We start from the raw sequence: 15,895 nt of genomic DNA on the forward strand, positions 1-15,895 counted from the left end.
GCTGTCAATGCAACCCTGTCAAACGTGAACGGGAAACGCAGTCGGCAAGCCCCGCAAACGGTTCAAAGCCGTAACGGCCCGAAAATGGAAACGACAATGTCGCAGATGCAGAGCGTCGAAAAACAGCTTCGACAAATGATTCTGGGCCTCGAGATCGGTCCTGGCGAGAAGCTGACCGAGCGCTGGATCGAAAGCCGCTTCGGCGCGTCGCGAACCCCGGTCAGGGCAGCACTTCTGCGGCTCGAGACCGAGGGCTTGGTCGGCAGGGACGGGCGGGGCTGGACGGTGTCGCCCATCAACCTGGCCGAGCTCCAGCAGATCGCCGTCTACAGGGAGGTGGTCGAGGTTGCGGCAGTTCGCCTGACATGCCGCCTGGTGGACCGGAGCGCCGTCGATGTCATCGAGGCGATGCTCGACTCCTGCGACAACGGCACGCCGCGCGAGGAATGGCATCGCGTCGGCATGGATTTTCACATCGAACTGGCGCGTCTGTCGGGCAACGAATTCCTGTTCCGGGCGGTCCGCGATGCCATGACGCGCCTGTCGCGGGCGCGCTGGCTGGAGGTTCGCGACGAAGCGGCCCTCAACCGCGCCTGGGCCGAACATCGCGCCATTCTGGCGGCGGCACGCCTCGGCGATGCCGATGAAGCCGCCCGCCTGCTTTCGGGCCACATTGTCGGCAGCCGCGACCGGCTGGTGACGTCGCTCGCCAACGATCGCCGTGGGCTTCGCGCCAGAGGCTTTGCCGTCGTCGGCGGTTAAAGCGCCTACAGGGCACTGGTCGCTCAAAAGGCGTCGTCTCGCCCTACGCGCACTTTCGGCCTCGCTTCACAGACGCCGATGGCGTAAGGAGCGGCGATGGAAAACAACCGATTTGAAACACCTGTGACTGTAAAGTCAGTCGCGGCGGGAAGCACTCAGCTCTTGCGGACGGCGCGTGAGGCTTCCGACTACCTCCTCAACAGCTGGCCCGGCAAGCGGAGCCCCAAGCATCGCGCTGCCCTGCAAGCCTGCCATGACGCGCTGGCCGGCGACAAGCCGGCGATGAACGCCAGGCGCGCCTTCATCGCGGCAGCACGCGAAGTGGACGTCTTTGTCAGCGACAAGGCGCCCGCCTGACACAAGCCAGCCATCTGGGCGGCGATCTGGATTGAGGCATGGCCCGCATCCGCGGGCCTTTTGCCGTCACTTTGCCGTTTCGGTTTCGCCTTCGGTGTCGTCCTCGGGCTTCGAACGTTCCCTCGCCGCAACCTTGGCCGCCTGCTTCTCGGCCTTCTTGGCCGCTTTCTGGCGGTCGCGTTCCTTGCGTTCCTGATCGTAATTTGGTGGTCGCGCCATATCGGCTCCTTTTCACTGCTGGACCGGTTCGTCGTTTCACGGAAACGCAGAATCGCTCCATCTCTTTGTTTGACGCAATCCCCTAGGGAAAGCGCTACGCGCTTTTCCCGGGAAAACCGTTTCACACTTTTCCTGGAATTGCTTTTAGCGGCTCTGACCCTGCCTAGGAGCATTAGCCGTCAAACACAACAGCTGAAGCGATAGTGCCGGCCGTTGGCGTCGATGATGGTCCGGGGCTTGCAAGATGCGCGGCACAATGGTGTAGGGGGAGCCGGGGCGCTGAGATGGCGCGATCTGCCGTTTGTTTTGATAGTGAATTATGGCCACCATACAACGAACGACGGCAAGGGTTTTCTACTATGCGCGAAACGTCTTGCGCGATATCGCACCGCAGGCTCTCTTCCGTTGGCGGTTGGCGGGCCGTCTCGAACGGGCCAGGCTCTCGGATGAAGCGGTGCGGCGGCGGCTGAATTACTATAACGAGTTGCAGGACGCGTTTTCGCCCAGCCCGGCGGCGGTGCGTCTCGACAATTTGCCCCCCACGCCGACCATGTACTATTACGACCTCAGGGAGTTCGCCCGCTATTTTGACCCGGCGTTGCTCGTCGACGTCGAATTCGGCGACGTCATCGAGGTGCCGAAGGTGCCGACGCTCGTCAAGGATCGGCCGATCCGCGCCGACAACGGCAATGCGGTCATCATGAAATTCAACAAGTTCCGACACTTCCACATGCCGGCCGACGCAATTGCCTTCGCCGACAAGCGCCCGGTGGTGGTCTGGCGCGGCGACCTCAACAATCCGAAACGGACGAGGTTCCTGGACGCCGTGCGCGATCTGCCGTTCTGCGACGCCGGGTCACACAAGTCGTACGCGCCGGCTGAGTACAGCAAGCCTTTTCTCAGCATCAGCCAACAGCTGCGTTACCGCTACATCGTCTCGCTCGAAGGCAACGACGTTGCGACCAACCTCAAATGGATCCTGAATTCGAATTCACTCTGCCTGATGCCGTCGCCGACATACGAGACATGGTTCGCGGAAAAGCAACTTGAGGCTGGTGTCCACTATGTGCCGCTCGAAGCGGATTTCTCCAACCTTGCGGAACGCGTGGCATATTTCGAGCGGCATCCGGCCGAGGCGGAACGCATTATCGCCGCGGCCAACGCCTATTGCCGCCAATTCTCCAACGAGCAGGCCGAACAGGCGATTTCCCTGCTCGTCCTCTACAAATACTTTGTCCTCAGCGGCCAGATCGACCCTGATCCCGAGGTCTGGCGATTTATCCAGGGTTAATGCATGTCGCCCAAAAGTGGTCCCGGTTTTGGGAGAACGACATGCATGAAAACGAAGATCTAAAGCGCGGTGCCTCAAACGCGACGCGCTTCAGGACGTCGCGTGCCTCGGGGCCCGCTCGTCAGATGCCGCTGCGGTCAAGAACCAGATCGGCGGGGCCGAAGCGGTCCTTTGCCGTCAGCTGCTGGTGCCAGTAGGGATAGAGCAAAGGCGGCCGGCTGACCGCGTCGAGGCGACCGCGTTCCTCGCCGGTGAGCACCAGGCTTGCCGCCGCGATGTTGTCCCTGAACTGCGTTTCGGTCCTGCCGCCGATCACCAGCGAGGAGACCGCAGGTCGGCCGAGCAGCCAGGCCAATGCCACCTGCGCCGCCGAAACGCCGCGTTGCGTGCCGATCTCGACAAGCACGTCGACGATCCGCCACAGCCGGTCCTCGTCGCGGATCGGCGGTTCGGACCAGCCGGCAAGCTGGCGGGCGGTGGGGCTGTCGCGGCGGTATTTGCCGGACAGCAATCCGCCGGCAAGCGGGCTCCAGACCAGAACGCCCAGCCCCTGGTCGACGGAAATCGGCAGCAATTCATATTCCGCCTCGCGCGCTTCCAGCGTGTAGTGGATCTGCTGGGTGACGAAGCGTGGCTGGTGATGGCTGTCGCTGATGCCGAGCGCCTTCATCACCTGCCAGCCGGAATAGTTGGAACAGCCGACATAGCGGATCTTGCCCTGGGCAACCAGCGTGTCGAGCGCGGCGATGGTTTCCTCCAGCGGTGTCACGCCATCCCATTCGTGCAGGAAGTAGATGTCGATGACGTCGGTCTTGAGCCGCTTCAGGCTCTTCTCGCATTCGCGGATCAGGTGATGACGCGACAGGCCTTCATCGTTCGGACCGTTGCCGATCCGCATCCGCGCCTTGGAGGCGATCAGCACGTCGCCCTTGCGCTTGCCGCCGAGCGCTTCGCCGATGATCTCTTCCGAAATGCCGTTCGAATAGACATTGGCGGTGTCGATGACGTTGATGCCGGCATCGATGCAGAGATCGATCATCCGGCGCGCCTCGTCGAGATCGGTCTTGCCGACAGCCGAAAACGCGCCGGCGCCGCCGAAAGTCATCGTGCCCATGGTCAGCGTCGAAACCTTCAGGCCGGAACGGCCGAGAGTGCGGTATTCCATGTCAGTCCTCGCTATTGCATTGGGGAAGGGGCGTTGGGGAAGGCCGCCCCGAATGTGGCCGCTATTTGTAGGACAATTTGAGCGGTTTGTCGCCATGCCACGACAACGGATCGATCATGCCTCACGGGATTTGCAGCGGCGACTTCATGTTCCAGGCTGCAATAAAACCGTCATTGCCGGCCTATATTGAAGTCGGCTCAGGTGTTGGCGCTCCGAGACGCAAGCCAGGGGTTTGGGGCGCGCCGGACGTGGATCGACAGGGCTTGCAGGTGGAGCAGCTGATATGATCGAGCTAAAACAGAATTCTCCTGCCAAGGACTGGCTTGAGGCCGAGCTCGCCGACACGCTCGACGAGGACTATGAGCTCGAAATGTCGGAGCCGGCGCTGTCGATGGAGATCGCCAAGATCTACAAGAACGCGCATCCGCCTTCGATCGATCGCATGCAGTATTTTCGCGACCTGATCACCTTACAGTCCGAACTGATCAAGCTGCAGTCCTGGGTCGCCTACCACAAGAAGAAGCTGGTGGTGATCTTCGAGGGGCGCGATTCGGCCGGCAAGGGCGGCGTCATCAAGCGCATCACCCAGCGGCTCAATCCGCGCATCTGCCGTGTCGTGGCACTGCCGGCGCCGACCGAACGCGAGAAGTCGCAATGGTATTTCCAACGCTATGTCCCGCATCTGCCGGCCGGTGGCGAAATCGTGCTGTTCGACCGCTCCTGGTACAACCGCTCGGGCGTCGAACGGGTGATGGGCTTTGCCCAGCCCGATCAGGTCGAAGAATTCTTCCGCGACGTGCCGGAGTTCGAGCGCATGCTGGTTCGCTCGGGCATCACCGTGGTCAAATACTGGTTCTCGATCACCGACGAGGAACAGCAGATGCGCTTCCTGATGCGCATCCACGATCCGATGAAGCAGTGGAAACTGTCGCCGATGGACCTGCAGTCGCGCATCCGCTGGGAACAGTACACCAAGGCCAAGGAAGAGACCTTCATCCGCACGAACATCCCGGAAGCCCCTTGGTTCATCGTCGAAGGCAACGACAAGAAGCGGGCGCGACTGAACTGCATCGATCACCTGCTCAAGCAGATGCCGTATGAAGAGGTGCCGCACGAGGAGATCACGCTGCCGGAGCGCGTCTTCAACCCCGAATACGAGCGCCAGACCCTGCCGCGCGAGCTCTACGTTCCGGAGAAGTACTGAAGGTTCTCCCTTCTCCCCGTCACTATACGGGGAGAAGGTGCCGGCAGGCGGATGAGGGGCAGCGCTGACTTAGACAGTTGAACTCGGTGAAATCGCTGCATGGGCGAAACTTATTCTGCCCCCATATTGCCATCGGTGGCATTCTCGGCAACACAATATTCAACATTCAACCGATTGCGCCGCCCCTTGCCCTGCCGGGCATTTCTCCCCGTATAGTAACGGGGAGAAATGGGCCTGCACCGAAGGTTTCGCCACCTTGATAACCTCGGGGCTCAAGCACGCTTGATGACGACGTGCGTGGCGAGCGGCGTCGCAACCTGCTCGCTGCAGACATAGCCGAGCTTGACCATGTCGAGGCCGGCAAAAAGGTTCTCGCCCGCGCCGAGCAGCACCGGCGCGATCGCCAGATGCATCTCGTCGATCAGCTTCTCCTGGAGATATTGCTGGATGGTGGCGACGCCGCCGCCCACCCGCACGTCCTTGCCGTCCGCCGCTGCTTTTGCCTGTTCAAGCGCCGAATGGATGCCGTCGGTGATGAAATAAAAGGTCGTGCCGCCCTCCATGACGATCGGTTCGCGCTTGTGGTGGGTCAGCACGAAAACCGGCACGTGATAGGGCGGGTTGTCGCCCCACCAGCCTTTCCAGCTATCGTCAGGCCATTCGCCGCGGATCGGCCCGAACATGTTGCGGCCGAGGATCCAGGCGCCGACATTCTCGAAGCTGCGCGCCGCGAAGTTCTCGTCAGTCCCGTCCGCGCCGCCTTCCTCGCCAAACATCTTGCGGAAGGTGCGGGTGCTAAAGGCCCATTTGTGCAGGGATTCCCCGCCGACACCGAGCGGATTTTGCAGGTCCTGATCAGGACCTGCGCCGTAGCCGTCGAGCGACAGGCTGAAAGCGTTGACACGTAGTTTGGACATGCGAGCCTCCTCGATAACCAGTTGTATTTTGCAAGCAGTTGTTTCGTAGCAGACTGATTGCGAATTGCAAGCGGTATTTTTAGGGCGACGATCGGACTGTCGGCTCTGAAGACAAGCCAGCAGCCTCGCCGGCGAGAACCCGCCGTTGCTGCCGCGCTAGTTACATGTGCGGAGAAGAAAGATCCGGCGAATCGGTTCGATCCGGCGCACTGCCATCAGAATATGCGCATAGCAGATCGTTCGATATCGGCCTTCAACATGGGATTGAGGCTGTCGCGGGTGGTGATATCGATCTCCGCTGACATCTTCTCTTCAAGAAATTGCTTGATGCCGACCAGATCGATCAGCGAAAAGCGCCTTCCAGGATCATAATCGATGAAGAGGTCGAGATCGCTGTCGGCCCCTGCGTCGCCCCGCAAAGTCGATCCGAAGAGATAAAGCGAAGTCGCGCCCATGCCTTTGATGGCATCTGCATTTCTCTGCAACCGCTCTATGACCTCATTCCTGCTCATGAATTCATTCTAGCGGATTGCGCTAAAATTCCAAACGACCTAGTGGCCTATCCCTTCAGCATCATCGCCACTTCGGGGGCGAAATAGGTCAAAATGCCGTCGCAACCGGCGCGCTTGAAGGCGAGCAGCGATTCCAGCATCGCCTTCTCGCCGTCGATCCAGCCATTGGCGGCGGCGGCCTTGATCATCGAATATTCGCCCGACACCTGGTAGGCGAAGGTCGGCATCTGGAACTCGTCCTTCAGCCGCCGGATGATGTCGAGATAGGGCAGGCCCGGCTTGACCATCAGCATGTCGGCGCCCTCAGTGATATCCTGTTCGGCTTCGCGCACCGCCTCGTCGGAATTGGCATGGTCGATGTAATACGTCTTTTTGTCGCCCTTGAGCAGGCCGGCGGTGCCCACCGCTTCGCGATAGGGACCGTAGAAGGCCGAGGCGAATTTGGTCGCATAGGACATGATCGCCACGTCCTGGAAACCGTTGGCGTCGAGCGCGTCGCGGATGGCGCCGATGCGGCCGTCCATCATGTCGGACGGCGCGATGATGTCGGCGCCGGCCGCCGCCTGGATGACAGCCGCGGCGGTCACCTGTTCCACCGTCTCGTCGTTGACGATGATGCCGTCGCGCAGGATGCCGTCATGACCATGGCTGGTGAACGGGTCGAGCGCGGCGTCGGTGATGATGCCGATCTCCGGCACCGCGTCCTTGATCGCGCGGGTAGCGCGGTTGATGACGTTGTCGGGGTCGAGAATGTGCGAGCCGGTCTGGTCGCGCAGCGAGATGTCGACATTGGGGAAGGTGGCAAGTGCGGGAATGCCGAGTTTTGCCGCGCGTTCGGCCTCCTTGACGGCGAGATCGATCGACAGGCGGAAGACCCCGGGCATGGCGGCGATCGGCTCGCGCACATTTTTGCCGTCGACGACGAAGATCGGCCAGATCAAATCGTCGACCGAGAGCCGGTTCTCCTGCACCAGACGGCGCGACCAGTCTGCCTTGCGCATGCGGCGCAGGCGGCGGCTGCCGGTGATGTCGTCGACGCTGCGAGCGCCGGCTGGCTTTGCGGGGGTGAATTTGTTCATCGCCAAAACTCCAGATCGGCGGCTTTTATCACGAGCCCTTGCCGCTGACCAATGCGATACGTTTGTGCCAGCAGTCCGTTCCAATTCTATTCCGGTTGGCCGTTGCCCGACAGGATCTGCGCCGCGCCTTTGACAGCAACGCGGAACGCCTCGTCGAAACTGACGCCGCGCACTTGCCACTGATATGTCTTGCCGGCCATCGCCAGCCGCCAGTCGGCGATCCAGCCCAACTCCTTGTCGCTCCACATGAGGCTGCCGCCCAAGACCTGGCGGCTGCCAATACTTCTTGCAACACTGCCTAGCAGTTCGGGTGAGATAGGCCCCACCTCTTCGAAAGTGAGTCCGGCCTTGGCGAGCGTGGCCTTGTTCGGAACGACAATCGACATCGCCATGGGGTCAGCGGCCGATTGAAAAGACTCTATCATGTACGGATTTTCGTCCCCATCATTGGCAAGGACGAAATGTCGGCGCGAGTCGTCCACAGCCAGGACGACCGAGAGCGTCGGCCGTTCGGCCAGCCAGGGCTTGCTGCCGAGCGAAGCCAGAACCGGGTCGATCGTCGCCGGCGTGTACTGGCAAAAGAGATCGTGAGGCCTGTCATGGGTGCCCTGTTCGTCATGCACTGGAATGCCTTCCATGCGGTCGCGGTAACGGAAGCCGGTGACGAAGCTGCCGGCCTTGTCGCGCAGCGCTGTCAGCTCAGGTTTTGCCAGCAGACGCTGGTCGCCGGAAACCCGGACCAGGACCGCGTCGAGGCAGATCTTGAAACCTGCCTGGCGGTTTGGCTCGCCCTGGCCGGTGACGATGGTCTGGGATCTGTAGAGATCCTCGACATCGGCCGCCCTGGCCAGGCCATTGGCGGAGCAGATGGCCAGGAAGCCACCCAGAACAAAGGCAAGGCGCAAAAAGTGCGGCATGGCTCACCATCCGGTTCGAGGCTTGGCGGCCAATCTCTAACACCGAGTGCCGCTGGCGGCCAAGACCGCGCGAAGCTCAGTTCAAGCCTGCGATCTAGGAAGCGGCTGTCGGCGGGCAGGCCTCGCCCGCCGGTGTTCCTGACCATGCCCGCCGCTGGAAGGCCTTGGCGTGACAGCGCGGCAAGCGCCTTTCTCCCGCACCATTTGGCCGGGACGCAAAGGATGGCGTCTTTCCACTTCCGAGCCCAAACTGATACACGCCCGGCAGGGCTTGGCATTGACGCACCCATGCGCCACCCTTTAGCACTTCAATCCCGGCGGCGCGGGGGAGGGATTCTTTCACGATGGATTTTGGCGGAGGCGACGAGATCCGCTTCGAACATCTGGGCCGGGCCGGCGTCGTCACCTTGACGCGGCCGCTGGCGCTCAATGCCTTGACGCACCGCATGATCAGGGCGCTCGACGTTGCCCTTTCCGCCTGGGAGACCGACCAGGGCGTCGATGTCGTCGTCGTCAAGGCCGAGGGCAGGGCCTTTTCGGCCGGCGGCGACATCCTGCACGTCTATGAGGCCGGCCGGGCGGGAAAACCGCCGGTCGAGTTCTTCGCCGACGAATACCGGCTCAACGCCCGCATAAACAGCTTCAACAAACCCTATGTCGCCCTGATCGACGGCATCGTCATGGGCGGTGGCGTTGGCATTTCCTTCCACGGCTCTCACCGGGTGATGACCGAGAATGCCCAGTTCGCCATGCCGGAGGTCGGCATCGGCTTTTTCCCCGATGTCGGCGCCAGCCACCTGCTATCCGATCTCGGCGGCTCCTTCGGCATGTATCTGGCGATGACCGGCAATCGCATCCGCTATGGCGATGCGCTGTGGTCGGGGCTGGCCACCCACACCATCAAGGCCGAGGATCAGGGCGGCTTTCTCGACCGGCTGACGCTGACCGGCGACCCGGAATCGGTACTGCGCGGCTTCTTCGTTCAGGCAAGGCGAGAGACCGACAGGCCGACGCTGGAGGCGATCGTTCGCCATTTTTCACAACCATCCCTCAAACGCGTCATCGACAGCCTGGAGCGCGCCGCGGACGCCGACGAGTTCGCCGCAAAGACGCTGGCCACGATCCGCACCCGCTCGCCGACCAGCCTGCACGTCGCCTGGCGCCAGATCAGTGCTGGGCTGACACTGTCCATGGACGCTTGCATGAAGATGGAGTTTCGCATCCTCAACCGCATGCTTCTCGGCCATGATTTCTACGAAGGCATCCGCGCCGCCATGATCGACAAGGGCTCAAAACCGCAATGGCGTCCGGCGAGCCTCGATGCGGTCAGCGAGGCGGATGTCGACGCCTATTTCGCTCCGCTGGGCGAACGGGAGCTCTTGATATGAGCGAGGTGACCTCGAGACGCGTCGTGCTGCAGCCCTCCGGGGTGGAGGTGATTTTCGCCTGGTTCCAGCGGGTCATCGCCGGTTACTGCCTGCTGTTCGGCATTCTCTACTGGATCAAGCTGATCGGCTTCTATCCGGGCTCGCTGTGGCGTTTCGACCTGATGCCCGTGCACTGGCAGGTGGCCGCGGTGGTGCTCGCCGTGTTCTTTCCCTTCGCGGCTGCCGGCCTGTGGATGCTGGCGTCCTGGGGGCCGGTGATCTGGTTCATTTGCGCGGTGACCGAGACGGTCATGTATGCCGGCTTTCCCGAGCTTTTCGGGCATCGCCCGCTGATTGTCGTCTCGCATGCCGCGGTGGCGGTGCTCTACATTGTCTTCCGCGTCGTCATCTACCTGCAGAAGCGCCCTGTCCGCCACTAAGCCCTTGAGCACATTGGCGACCTGGCGGCTGCATGAATTCAGCCGCGAAATCATTGCCGAAATCTTTAGGTTAATTGTCCTTGCTCGGGTGACCGTTCGTTAAGGCTCTTTCGAAACCTATTACCGGTAAGCTCTTGTTAGCCCTAGCGTTTAAGTCGAATTTTATGAGTATTCGATAGTGTCGCGATCAAGGTGAAAAACAAAAAATCACCAGGGCGACAAACGAGAGGCAAAGACAATGATCAATTCGCGTCCGGCGGCGAAGACCGCCAACGTATCCGACGATCGCCGCGAGGCTATCCGTTCCCTGTACATGGAATCGCTGCAGCTTGTTGAGCGGCTGCACCGCCGCCTGCTTGATGTGATCAAGGACGAATTCGACCGCAACGGCCGTTCCGACATCAATGCCATCCAGGCGCTGCTGCTGTTCAACATCGGCAATTCCGAGCTGACCGCCGGCGAGCTGCGCTCGCGCGGCTACTATCTCGGCTCCAACGTCTCCTACAATCTGAAGAAGCTGGTCGATCTCGGCTTCATCAACCACCAGCGCTCGCGCATCGACCGCCGTTCGGTCCGCGTCTCGCTGACGCCGAAGGGCAACGAGGTGGCGGAGGTCGTCGCCGGTCTCTACGAGCGCCATGTCGGCTCGATCGAGCAGGTCGGCGGCATCAACACCGACGAGTTCAAGCAGATGAATCGTGCCCTGCAGCGGCTCGACCGCTTCTGGAACGACACCATCGCCTACCGGATGTAGGACATCCGGCGCGTCGGATACGGCCCGCGCCACAGAAGCGCGGCCGAAATATCGACCTTCAGTCAGGGCCGGTGCCGAAAAGCATCGGTCCGTTTCTTTTCGGAATGCCGGCCGGTCGGATTTGGGAGCAAGGCCACGTTGCCGCCATATTCCAATGGAACCGAGAGTGGCAGTGATGCTGTGGTGAAGACCATGCGTTCACCCGCAATCCGTATCGCGCCCGTGCGTTGTCACGCCAAGGGGATACGGACCATGGTTGGCTAATTGTTAAGATTGCCAATTTTAGAGTGCGGGCGAGATCGCCCGGTGATCAACGCAGCAAGTGATCGAACTGCTACAAATGTCTGGAATGTCTATGAGAACCAGCCGTCGTTTTTTCCTCTCCGGAGCCTCCGCGCTCGCAGCCGCGATGGTTGCCGGCGGCGCCAATGCGCAGGATGTGATCGGTGATATCCTGAAGTCCTCGGCGCGCGGCAATTGGGACGATCAGTTCGACGCCCGCGCCAGCGAGGGCGGCAAGGTGGCCTCGACGCTGCCGATCTTCAGCCTGCAGACCGTCGCCTTCACGGAGCAGGCGGTCGCGCAATATCAGAACATCGTCGGGCAGGGCGGCTGGGTAGAGGTTCCCGCGACCAAGAAACTGCAGCTTGGCGTCGATGATCCCGATGTGGTGCCGTTGCGCAAGCGGTTGATGGTTTCCGGCGACCTGGCACAAGGCGCCGGCATTTCGACGGCCTTCGATTCCTATGTCGACTCGGCGGTCAAGCGTTTCCAGTTGCGTCACGGCCTGCCTGCCGACGGTGCGCTCGGCAAATACACGTACGCGGCGATGAACGTTTCGGCGCAGATCCGGCTTGGCCAGTTGCAGACCAATCTGCAGCGGCTGCGCGAAAAGGCCGGCACGTTGGGCAACCGCTACGTGCTGGTCGACATTCCGGCGGCACAGATCGAAGCCGTCGAGAACGACCGCGTCGTGCTTCGCCACACCGCCATCGTTGGCAAGATCGATCGCCAGACGCCGATCGTCAATTCTAAGATCAACGAGATCATCGTCAATCCGTACTGGAACGCGCCGGTCTCGATCGTGCGCAAGGACATCATTCCGCTGATGCGGAAGAATCCCGATTATCTGAAGGACAGTCACATCCGCCTGTTCGCGCCGGACGGCAGCGAGGTCGATCCTCTCAATGTCGACTGGTCGACCGACGATGCCGCCAAATATCGCTTCCGCCAGGACCCGGGTGCGGGCAACGCGATGGCTTCGGTCAAGATCAACTTCCCGAGCCCCGACGGCGTCTATATGCACGACACCCCGCAGCAGAGCCTGTTCGGCAAGATGATGCGTTTCGATTCCTCGGGCTGCGTTCGCGTGCAGAATGTGCGCGACCTCGTCACCTGGATCCTGCGCGACACGCCCGGCTGGGACCGCCAGCATTTCGAGGCGGCGATCAAGACAGGCGAAAACACGCCGGTCCAGGTCACCAACCCGGTGCCGGTCCACTTCCTCTATCTTTCGGCCTGGTCGACTGGTCCGGGCGTCGTGCAGTTCCGTGACGACGTCTACGCGCTCGACGGCGCCAACGAGCTGCAGATCACGTCTTCGCTTTAAGCAGCTGATGTTTTTATAAAAAAGGCCGCCGTTCAGGGCTAATGCAGTTCACTTAGGCACCTTCAGTGTTCTGACAGGATATTTGGCTGGTAGCCTTTTGACGACACGGGGGCATGATCGCCCCCGTGTTTTTGGGAGGATGAGGTCTCCCAGCCTTTGTCTTAATCGGATGAGGTGTGCGGGGAGTTTTGCTGGCGCTTCGATCGCCATCCATCCCCATTCGTGACGAATGTAGTGCAGGGCTGTGGTGAAGCTCAATTCGGTTGGCTTGACCTCGGCTTCAGAGGCAACCTCGGCCATTTCCAGCCGCACCAGATTGTAAGCCAACAAGGCTCCCCAGACTTCCTGATAAACAGTTTGCGGTGTGCCGCTGCGCAGCGTCAATTCGCTGCCAAGAAGCTCCTGTTTCAGCTCCCGATTGCTGGTTTCGATCCGCCAGCGGTCTTCGTATTGCTGCACGATCTCCTGGGCAGGATAGGCCTTCTTGTCCATCAACGAGGTTAGCAATATTCGCTTTTGCCCGTGCCGGTTGACGGTCTCGATCGCCCGGGCTTCCCAGAATGGCGGCAAGTCGGGCTCGGCCTCGCGGGCCTGCGGCGAGACTTTCATGCGCACCCGATAGTCGGTGGCGTTCTGGTCCAGGCGCTGCCATGCACTGTTGCCTTTGGCGGGCAGCAGCCAATGACGTTGCTTGCCCTTCGATTGAAGCTGCAGCAGCAGGCTGGCGCTGAAAAAGCCCTTGTCGAAGACCGTCAGGGAATGATCCGGCACTTGGTCGAGCAAGCTCTTGGCATAGAGCATCTCGTTCTTGCCGTAGATCCCAAACACCGCATCACGCACCAGATGCGTGGCGAGCGCCGTCAGGGTCAAGAGCCGTAGCTGCGGATAACTTGCAACAACGCCGGATGCATAGGCTTGCGCTCCAAAATGCGCGCGGTTCTCCACGCTGTCGGCGACACGCAGTGTGCTGCCATCCACGGCATAGCGCGCAAGACCCCGCCAGGCTCGCCCGCATTGGTGGCGCGCGTCCCAGCATGTCGCGCTCATCGCAAACAACTGCGCCAGCGGCGCCTGGCCCAAGCGCTGGCGGGCCTGCGTCAAGGCGCTCTTGGCAATGTCCGGGTTCACCTCATCGGGCAACACCAGATCCAGATGGGCCACCACCTCAGGCATCGACTGATGACGATACAAGGAAAGCGCAATCACCAGCCAGACAACTTGCTCGGCGGGGAGCTTGCGTTTGCGGATGCTCGCCTTGCCGCTGCTGGCAAGCGCCTGGGCGATCCATTCCGGATCAATTGCACCCGAAAGTGCCGACAAATCGGCTGAATGTCCTATGCGACCTGGCATCTCAAAACACGAACAGGATGGAAACGAATCTCCATCCTGCTCGATAGGTCTTACCAGATCCTCATCCAGCCCAACTTAAGTGAACTGCATTAGCCGTTCAGGGCGGCCTTTTCGTTGCTCGGGTCCCACTGCGCTTTTCGCGGGATGAAGCGGATGAGGCCCGCGCCGAGGCTCGCGAATCCGGAAGGCTGGAGCTGGAATTGCGGCTCGCCGGCATCGAGGCCGAGCGCGCAGCCGTGCGTGACACGTTTCGCGTCGGCGAGATCAACGACCATACGTCGCGGGCGCTGTTTACCGAGATCACGCTCACCGAGGCCTTCTGAAAGGTCGGAAGGCGAGGAAATAGCCCCCTGTTGCCTCGCTGGCGCAATCCGACCAGCAAATTTCGCGCCGCAAACGTGGCGGGGCGAAAACAACTGTGTTAATGGCCCGGCAAATGCAAGTCGCCCAAAAGTGTGCAGCGGTTTTGGGACAACGACTTGCATAAATCAAAAATTGCCCCGAACCCCGAGGATTTCAGCCCATGGCAACAGCAGCGGCAGTGTCGAACAAGTTCGAATCTTTCTTCGAAACCACGCTGGAAGATGCCGATCCGGAGATTTTCGGCGCCATCCGCAACGAACTCGGCCGCCAGCGCCACGAGATCGAGCTGATCGCCTCGGAAAACATCGTCTCGCGCGCCGTACTGGAAGCGCAGGGCTCGATCATGACCAACAAATATGCCGAGGGCTATCCGGGAAAGCGCTATTATGGCGGCTGCCAGTTTGTCGACGTGGCCGAGGAACTGGCGATCGAGCGGGCCAAGAAGCTGTTCGGCTGCAACTTCGCCAACGTCCAGCCGAATTCCGGCAGCCAGATGAACCAGGCCGTGTTCCTGGCGCTCTTGCAGCCCGGCGACACTTTCATGGGCCTCGACCTCAATTCCGGCGGCCATCTGACCCACGGCTCGCCGGTCAACATGAGCGGCAAGTGGTTCAAGGTCGTATCCTACGGCGTGCGCAAGGACGACCATCTGCTCGACATGGACGCCATCGAGAAGACCGCGCATGAGACCAAGCCGAAGCTGATCCTGGCCGGCGGCACCGCCTATTCGCGCGTCTGGGACTGGAAGCGTTTTCGCGAGATCGCCGATGCGGTCGGCGCCTATCTGATGGTCGACATGGCGCATATCGCTGGCCTAGTCGCCGGCGGCGTGCATCCGTCGCCGCTGCCGCACGCGCATGTCGTGACGACCACGACACACAAGTCGCTGCGCGGCCCGCGCGGCGGGATGATCCTGTGCAATGACGAGGACATCGCCAAGAAGATGAATTCGGCGGTGTTCCCCGGCCTGCAGGGCGGGCCGCTGATGCATGTCATCGCCGCCAAGGCGGTGGCCTTCGGCGAAGCGCTGAAGCCGAGCTTCAAGGTTTATGCCGAAAGCGTCGCCGCCAACGCCAAGGCGCTTGCATCCAGTCTCAAGGAAACCGGTCTCGACATCGTCTCCGGCGGCACCGACAACCATCTGATGCTGGTCGATCTGCGGCCCAAGAACGCCACCGGCAAGCGCGCCGAGGCGGCGCTCGGCCGCGCCAACATCACCTGCAACAAGAACGGCATTCCGTTCGACCCGGAAAAGCCTTTCGTCACCTCAGGCGTGCGTCTCGGCACCCCGGCCGGCACCACGCGCGGCTTCGGCCAGGCCGAGTTCCGCGAGATCGGCAAGCTGATCGCCGAAGTGCTGGATGGTCTCAAGGTCGCCAATTCCGACGAGGGAAATGCCGCTGTCGAAGCGGCGGTCAAGGCCAAGGTCGTGGGGCTGACCGACCGTTTCCCGCTCTATCCCTATCTCGGTTGACGCGATAGGAGGTCTCATCGTCTTTGGCGGGCGCGGCCCGCCGCGCCGGGGGGGGGGGGGGGGGGGCGGCGGGGCGGGGGGCGCGGGCGCGGCGGGGGCGCGGGGGGGGGGCGGG

Annotated in this window: 17 protein-coding genes; 10 read left to right on the plus strand and 7 right to left on the minus strand. The window is 61.5% G+C overall.

Going from position 1 to position 15,895, the window contains the following annotated elements; all coding sequences use genetic code 11:
- Positions 1 to 96: 96 nt before the first annotated feature.
- Together NKG99_RS30295 and NKG99_RS30300 are read left to right on the plus strand one after the other, a co-directional pair.
- Positions 97 to 762, plus strand: a complete 666-nt coding sequence (locus tag NKG99_RS30295) for a GntR family transcriptional regulator (RefSeq protein ID WP_352872848.1) — start codon at positions 97 to 99, stop codon at positions 760 to 762.
- Positions 763 to 885: 123 nt separating this feature from the next.
- Entirely contained in the window at positions 886 to 1,119 is a 234-nt protein-coding gene (locus NKG99_RS30300; RefSeq protein WP_244506945.1) for a DUF982 domain-containing protein, read from the plus strand.
- A gap of 66 nt (positions 1,120 to 1,185) precedes the next feature.
- Here the strand turns inward: NKG99_RS30300 and NKG99_RS30305 are convergent, their stop codons facing one another.
- A complete protein-coding gene (locus NKG99_RS30305; RefSeq protein ID WP_352872849.1) occupies positions 1,186 to 1,338 on the minus strand; it encodes a hypothetical protein in 153 nt (50 codons plus the stop codon).
- Between the two features lie 319 nt (positions 1,339 to 1,657).
- On the opposite strand from NKG99_RS30305, the gene NKG99_RS30310 reads away from it, so the two are divergent.
- Positions 1,658 to 2,629, plus strand: a complete 972-nt coding sequence (locus NKG99_RS30310) for a glycosyl transferase family 90 (protein WP_352872850.1) — start codon at positions 1,658 to 1,660, stop codon at positions 2,627 to 2,629.
- A gap of 121 nt (positions 2,630 to 2,750) precedes the next feature.
- Here NKG99_RS30310 and NKG99_RS30315 read toward each other — a convergent pair whose 3' ends face one another.
- On the minus strand, positions 2,751 to 3,794 hold the full coding sequence (locus NKG99_RS30315) for an aldo/keto reductase (protein ID WP_352872852.1): 1,044 nt from the start codon (positions 3,792 to 3,794) through the stop codon (positions 2,751 to 2,753).
- 283 nt (positions 3,795 to 4,077) lie between these two features.
- Between NKG99_RS30315 and ppk2 the strand changes: the two genes are divergently transcribed.
- Complete coding sequence (gene ppk2, locus NKG99_RS30320) at positions 4,078 to 4,998, plus strand: polyphosphate kinase 2 (RefSeq protein WP_352872853.1); 921 nt, start codon at positions 4,078 to 4,080, stop codon at positions 4,996 to 4,998.
- A gap of 272 nt (positions 4,999 to 5,270) precedes the next feature.
- Here the strand turns inward: ppk2 and NKG99_RS30325 are convergent, their stop codons facing one another.
- From NKG99_RS30325 to NKG99_RS30340, 4 genes are all read right to left on the minus strand, one after another.
- Positions 5,271 to 5,915: a dihydrofolate reductase family protein gene (locus NKG99_RS30325; RefSeq protein WP_352872854.1), complete on the minus strand. Its 645-nt coding sequence runs from the start codon at positions 5,913 to 5,915 to the stop codon at positions 5,271 to 5,273.
- Positions 5,916 to 6,130: 215 nt separating this feature from the next.
- Complete coding sequence (locus tag NKG99_RS30330) at positions 6,131 to 6,427, minus strand: nucleotidyltransferase family protein (protein ID WP_352872855.1); 297 nt, start codon at positions 6,425 to 6,427, stop codon at positions 6,131 to 6,133.
- 47 nt (positions 6,428 to 6,474) lie between these two features.
- The gene (gene hemB, locus NKG99_RS30335) at positions 6,475 to 7,506 is read right to left on the minus strand and encodes a porphobilinogen synthase (protein WP_352872856.1); all 1,032 of its coding nucleotides are present in this window, start codon (positions 7,504 to 7,506) and stop codon (positions 6,475 to 6,477) included.
- 86 nt (positions 7,507 to 7,592) lie between these two features.
- Positions 7,593 to 8,423, minus strand: coding sequence for a DUF2066 domain-containing protein (locus NKG99_RS30340; RefSeq protein ID WP_352872857.1), 831 nt, complete (start codon positions 8,421 to 8,423; stop codon positions 7,593 to 7,595).
- A gap of 344 nt (positions 8,424 to 8,767) precedes the next feature.
- Here NKG99_RS30340 and NKG99_RS30345 point away from each other — a divergent pair, with 344 nt between their 5' ends.
- From NKG99_RS30345 to NKG99_RS30360, 4 genes are all read left to right on the plus strand, one after another.
- The gene (locus tag NKG99_RS30345) at positions 8,768 to 9,811 is read left to right on the plus strand and encodes an enoyl-CoA hydratase/isomerase family protein (protein WP_352872858.1); all 1,044 of its coding nucleotides are present in this window, start codon (positions 8,768 to 8,770) and stop codon (positions 9,809 to 9,811) included.
- Positions 9,808 to 10,230 (plus strand): DUF6163 family protein, encoded by a 423-nt coding sequence (locus tag NKG99_RS30350; RefSeq protein WP_352872859.1) that lies wholly within the window; start codon positions 9,808 to 9,810, stop codon positions 10,228 to 10,230. The genes NKG99_RS30345 and NKG99_RS30350 overlap by 4 nt, the downstream gene beginning before the upstream one ends.
- A 238-nt stretch (positions 10,231 to 10,468) precedes the next feature.
- Entirely contained in the window at positions 10,469 to 10,984 is a 516-nt protein-coding gene (gene ldtR / locus NKG99_RS30355) for a transcriptional regulator LdtR (protein ID WP_008875359.1), read from the plus strand.
- Between the two features lie 355 nt (positions 10,985 to 11,339).
- The gene (locus NKG99_RS30360; RefSeq protein WP_352872860.1) at positions 11,340 to 12,593 is read left to right on the plus strand and encodes a L,D-transpeptidase family protein; all 1,254 of its coding nucleotides are present in this window, start codon (positions 11,340 to 11,342) and stop codon (positions 12,591 to 12,593) included.
- Positions 12,594 to 12,641: 48 nt separating this feature from the next.
- Here the strand turns inward: NKG99_RS30360 and NKG99_RS30365 are convergent, their stop codons facing one another.
- Positions 12,642 to 13,913, minus strand: a complete 1,272-nt coding sequence (locus tag NKG99_RS30365) for an IS4 family transposase (RefSeq protein WP_352872862.1) — start codon at positions 13,911 to 13,913, stop codon at positions 12,642 to 12,644.
- Between the two features lie 230 nt (positions 13,914 to 14,143).
- Here NKG99_RS30365 and NKG99_RS30370 point away from each other — a divergent pair, with 230 nt between their 5' ends.
- Both NKG99_RS30370 and glyA read left to right on the plus strand, forming a co-directional pair.
- Entirely contained in the window at positions 14,144 to 14,266 is a 123-nt protein-coding gene (locus NKG99_RS30370; RefSeq protein ID WP_352872863.1) for a hypothetical protein, read from the plus strand.
- Positions 14,267 to 14,466: 200 nt separating this feature from the next.
- Positions 14,467 to 15,780, plus strand: a complete 1,314-nt coding sequence (gene glyA, locus NKG99_RS30375; RefSeq protein ID WP_352872865.1) for a serine hydroxymethyltransferase — start codon at positions 14,467 to 14,469, stop codon at positions 15,778 to 15,780.
- Positions 15,781 to 15,895: the final 115 nt, after the last annotated feature.

Source organism: Mesorhizobium sp. M1409, from assembly GCF_040317535.1.
GTDB lineage: Bacteria > Pseudomonadota > Alphaproteobacteria > Rhizobiales > Rhizobiaceae > Mesorhizobium.

Bases quoted from the DNA above. Each gene is read 5' to 3' on its own strand.
- NKG99_RS30295 (WP_352872848.1), top strand. From the start codon at position 97: ATGTCGCAGATGCAGAGCGTCGAAAAACAGCTTCGACAAATGATTCTG.
- NKG99_RS30305 (WP_352872849.1), bottom strand. From the start codon at position 1,338: ATGGCGCGACCACCAAATTACGATCAGGAACGCAAGGAACGCGACCGC.
- NKG99_RS30310 (WP_352872850.1), top strand. From the start codon at position 1,658: ATGGCCACCATACAACGAACGACGGCAAGGGTTTTCTACTATGCGCGA.
- NKG99_RS30315 (WP_352872852.1), bottom strand. From the start codon at position 3,794: ATGGAATACCGCACTCTCGGCCGTTCCGGCCTGAAGGTTTCGACGCTG.
- ppk2 (WP_352872853.1), top strand. From the start codon at position 4,078: ATGATCGAGCTAAAACAGAATTCTCCTGCCAAGGACTGGCTTGAGGCC.
- NKG99_RS30325 (WP_352872854.1), bottom strand. From the start codon at position 5,915: ATGTCCAAACTACGTGTCAACGCTTTCAGCCTGTCGCTCGACGGCTAC.
- NKG99_RS30330 (WP_352872855.1), bottom strand. From the start codon at position 6,427: ATGAGCAGGAATGAGGTCATAGAGCGGTTGCAGAGAAATGCAGATGCC.
- hemB (WP_352872856.1), bottom strand. From the start codon at position 7,506: ATGAACAAATTCACCCCCGCAAAGCCAGCCGGCGCTCGCAGCGTCGAC.
- NKG99_RS30340 (WP_352872857.1), bottom strand. From the start codon at position 8,423: ATGCCGCACTTTTTGCGCCTTGCCTTTGTTCTGGGTGGCTTCCTGGCC.
- NKG99_RS30345 (WP_352872858.1), top strand. From the start codon at position 8,768: ATGGATTTTGGCGGAGGCGACGAGATCCGCTTCGAACATCTGGGCCGG.
- NKG99_RS30350 (WP_352872859.1), top strand. From the start codon at position 9,808: ATGAGCGAGGTGACCTCGAGACGCGTCGTGCTGCAGCCCTCCGGGGTG.
- ldtR (WP_008875359.1), top strand. From the start codon at position 10,469: ATGATCAATTCGCGTCCGGCGGCGAAGACCGCCAACGTATCCGACGAT.
- NKG99_RS30360 (WP_352872860.1), top strand. From the start codon at position 11,340: ATGAGAACCAGCCGTCGTTTTTTCCTCTCCGGAGCCTCCGCGCTCGCA.
- glyA (WP_352872865.1), top strand. From the start codon at position 14,467: ATGGCAACAGCAGCGGCAGTGTCGAACAAGTTCGAATCTTTCTTCGAA.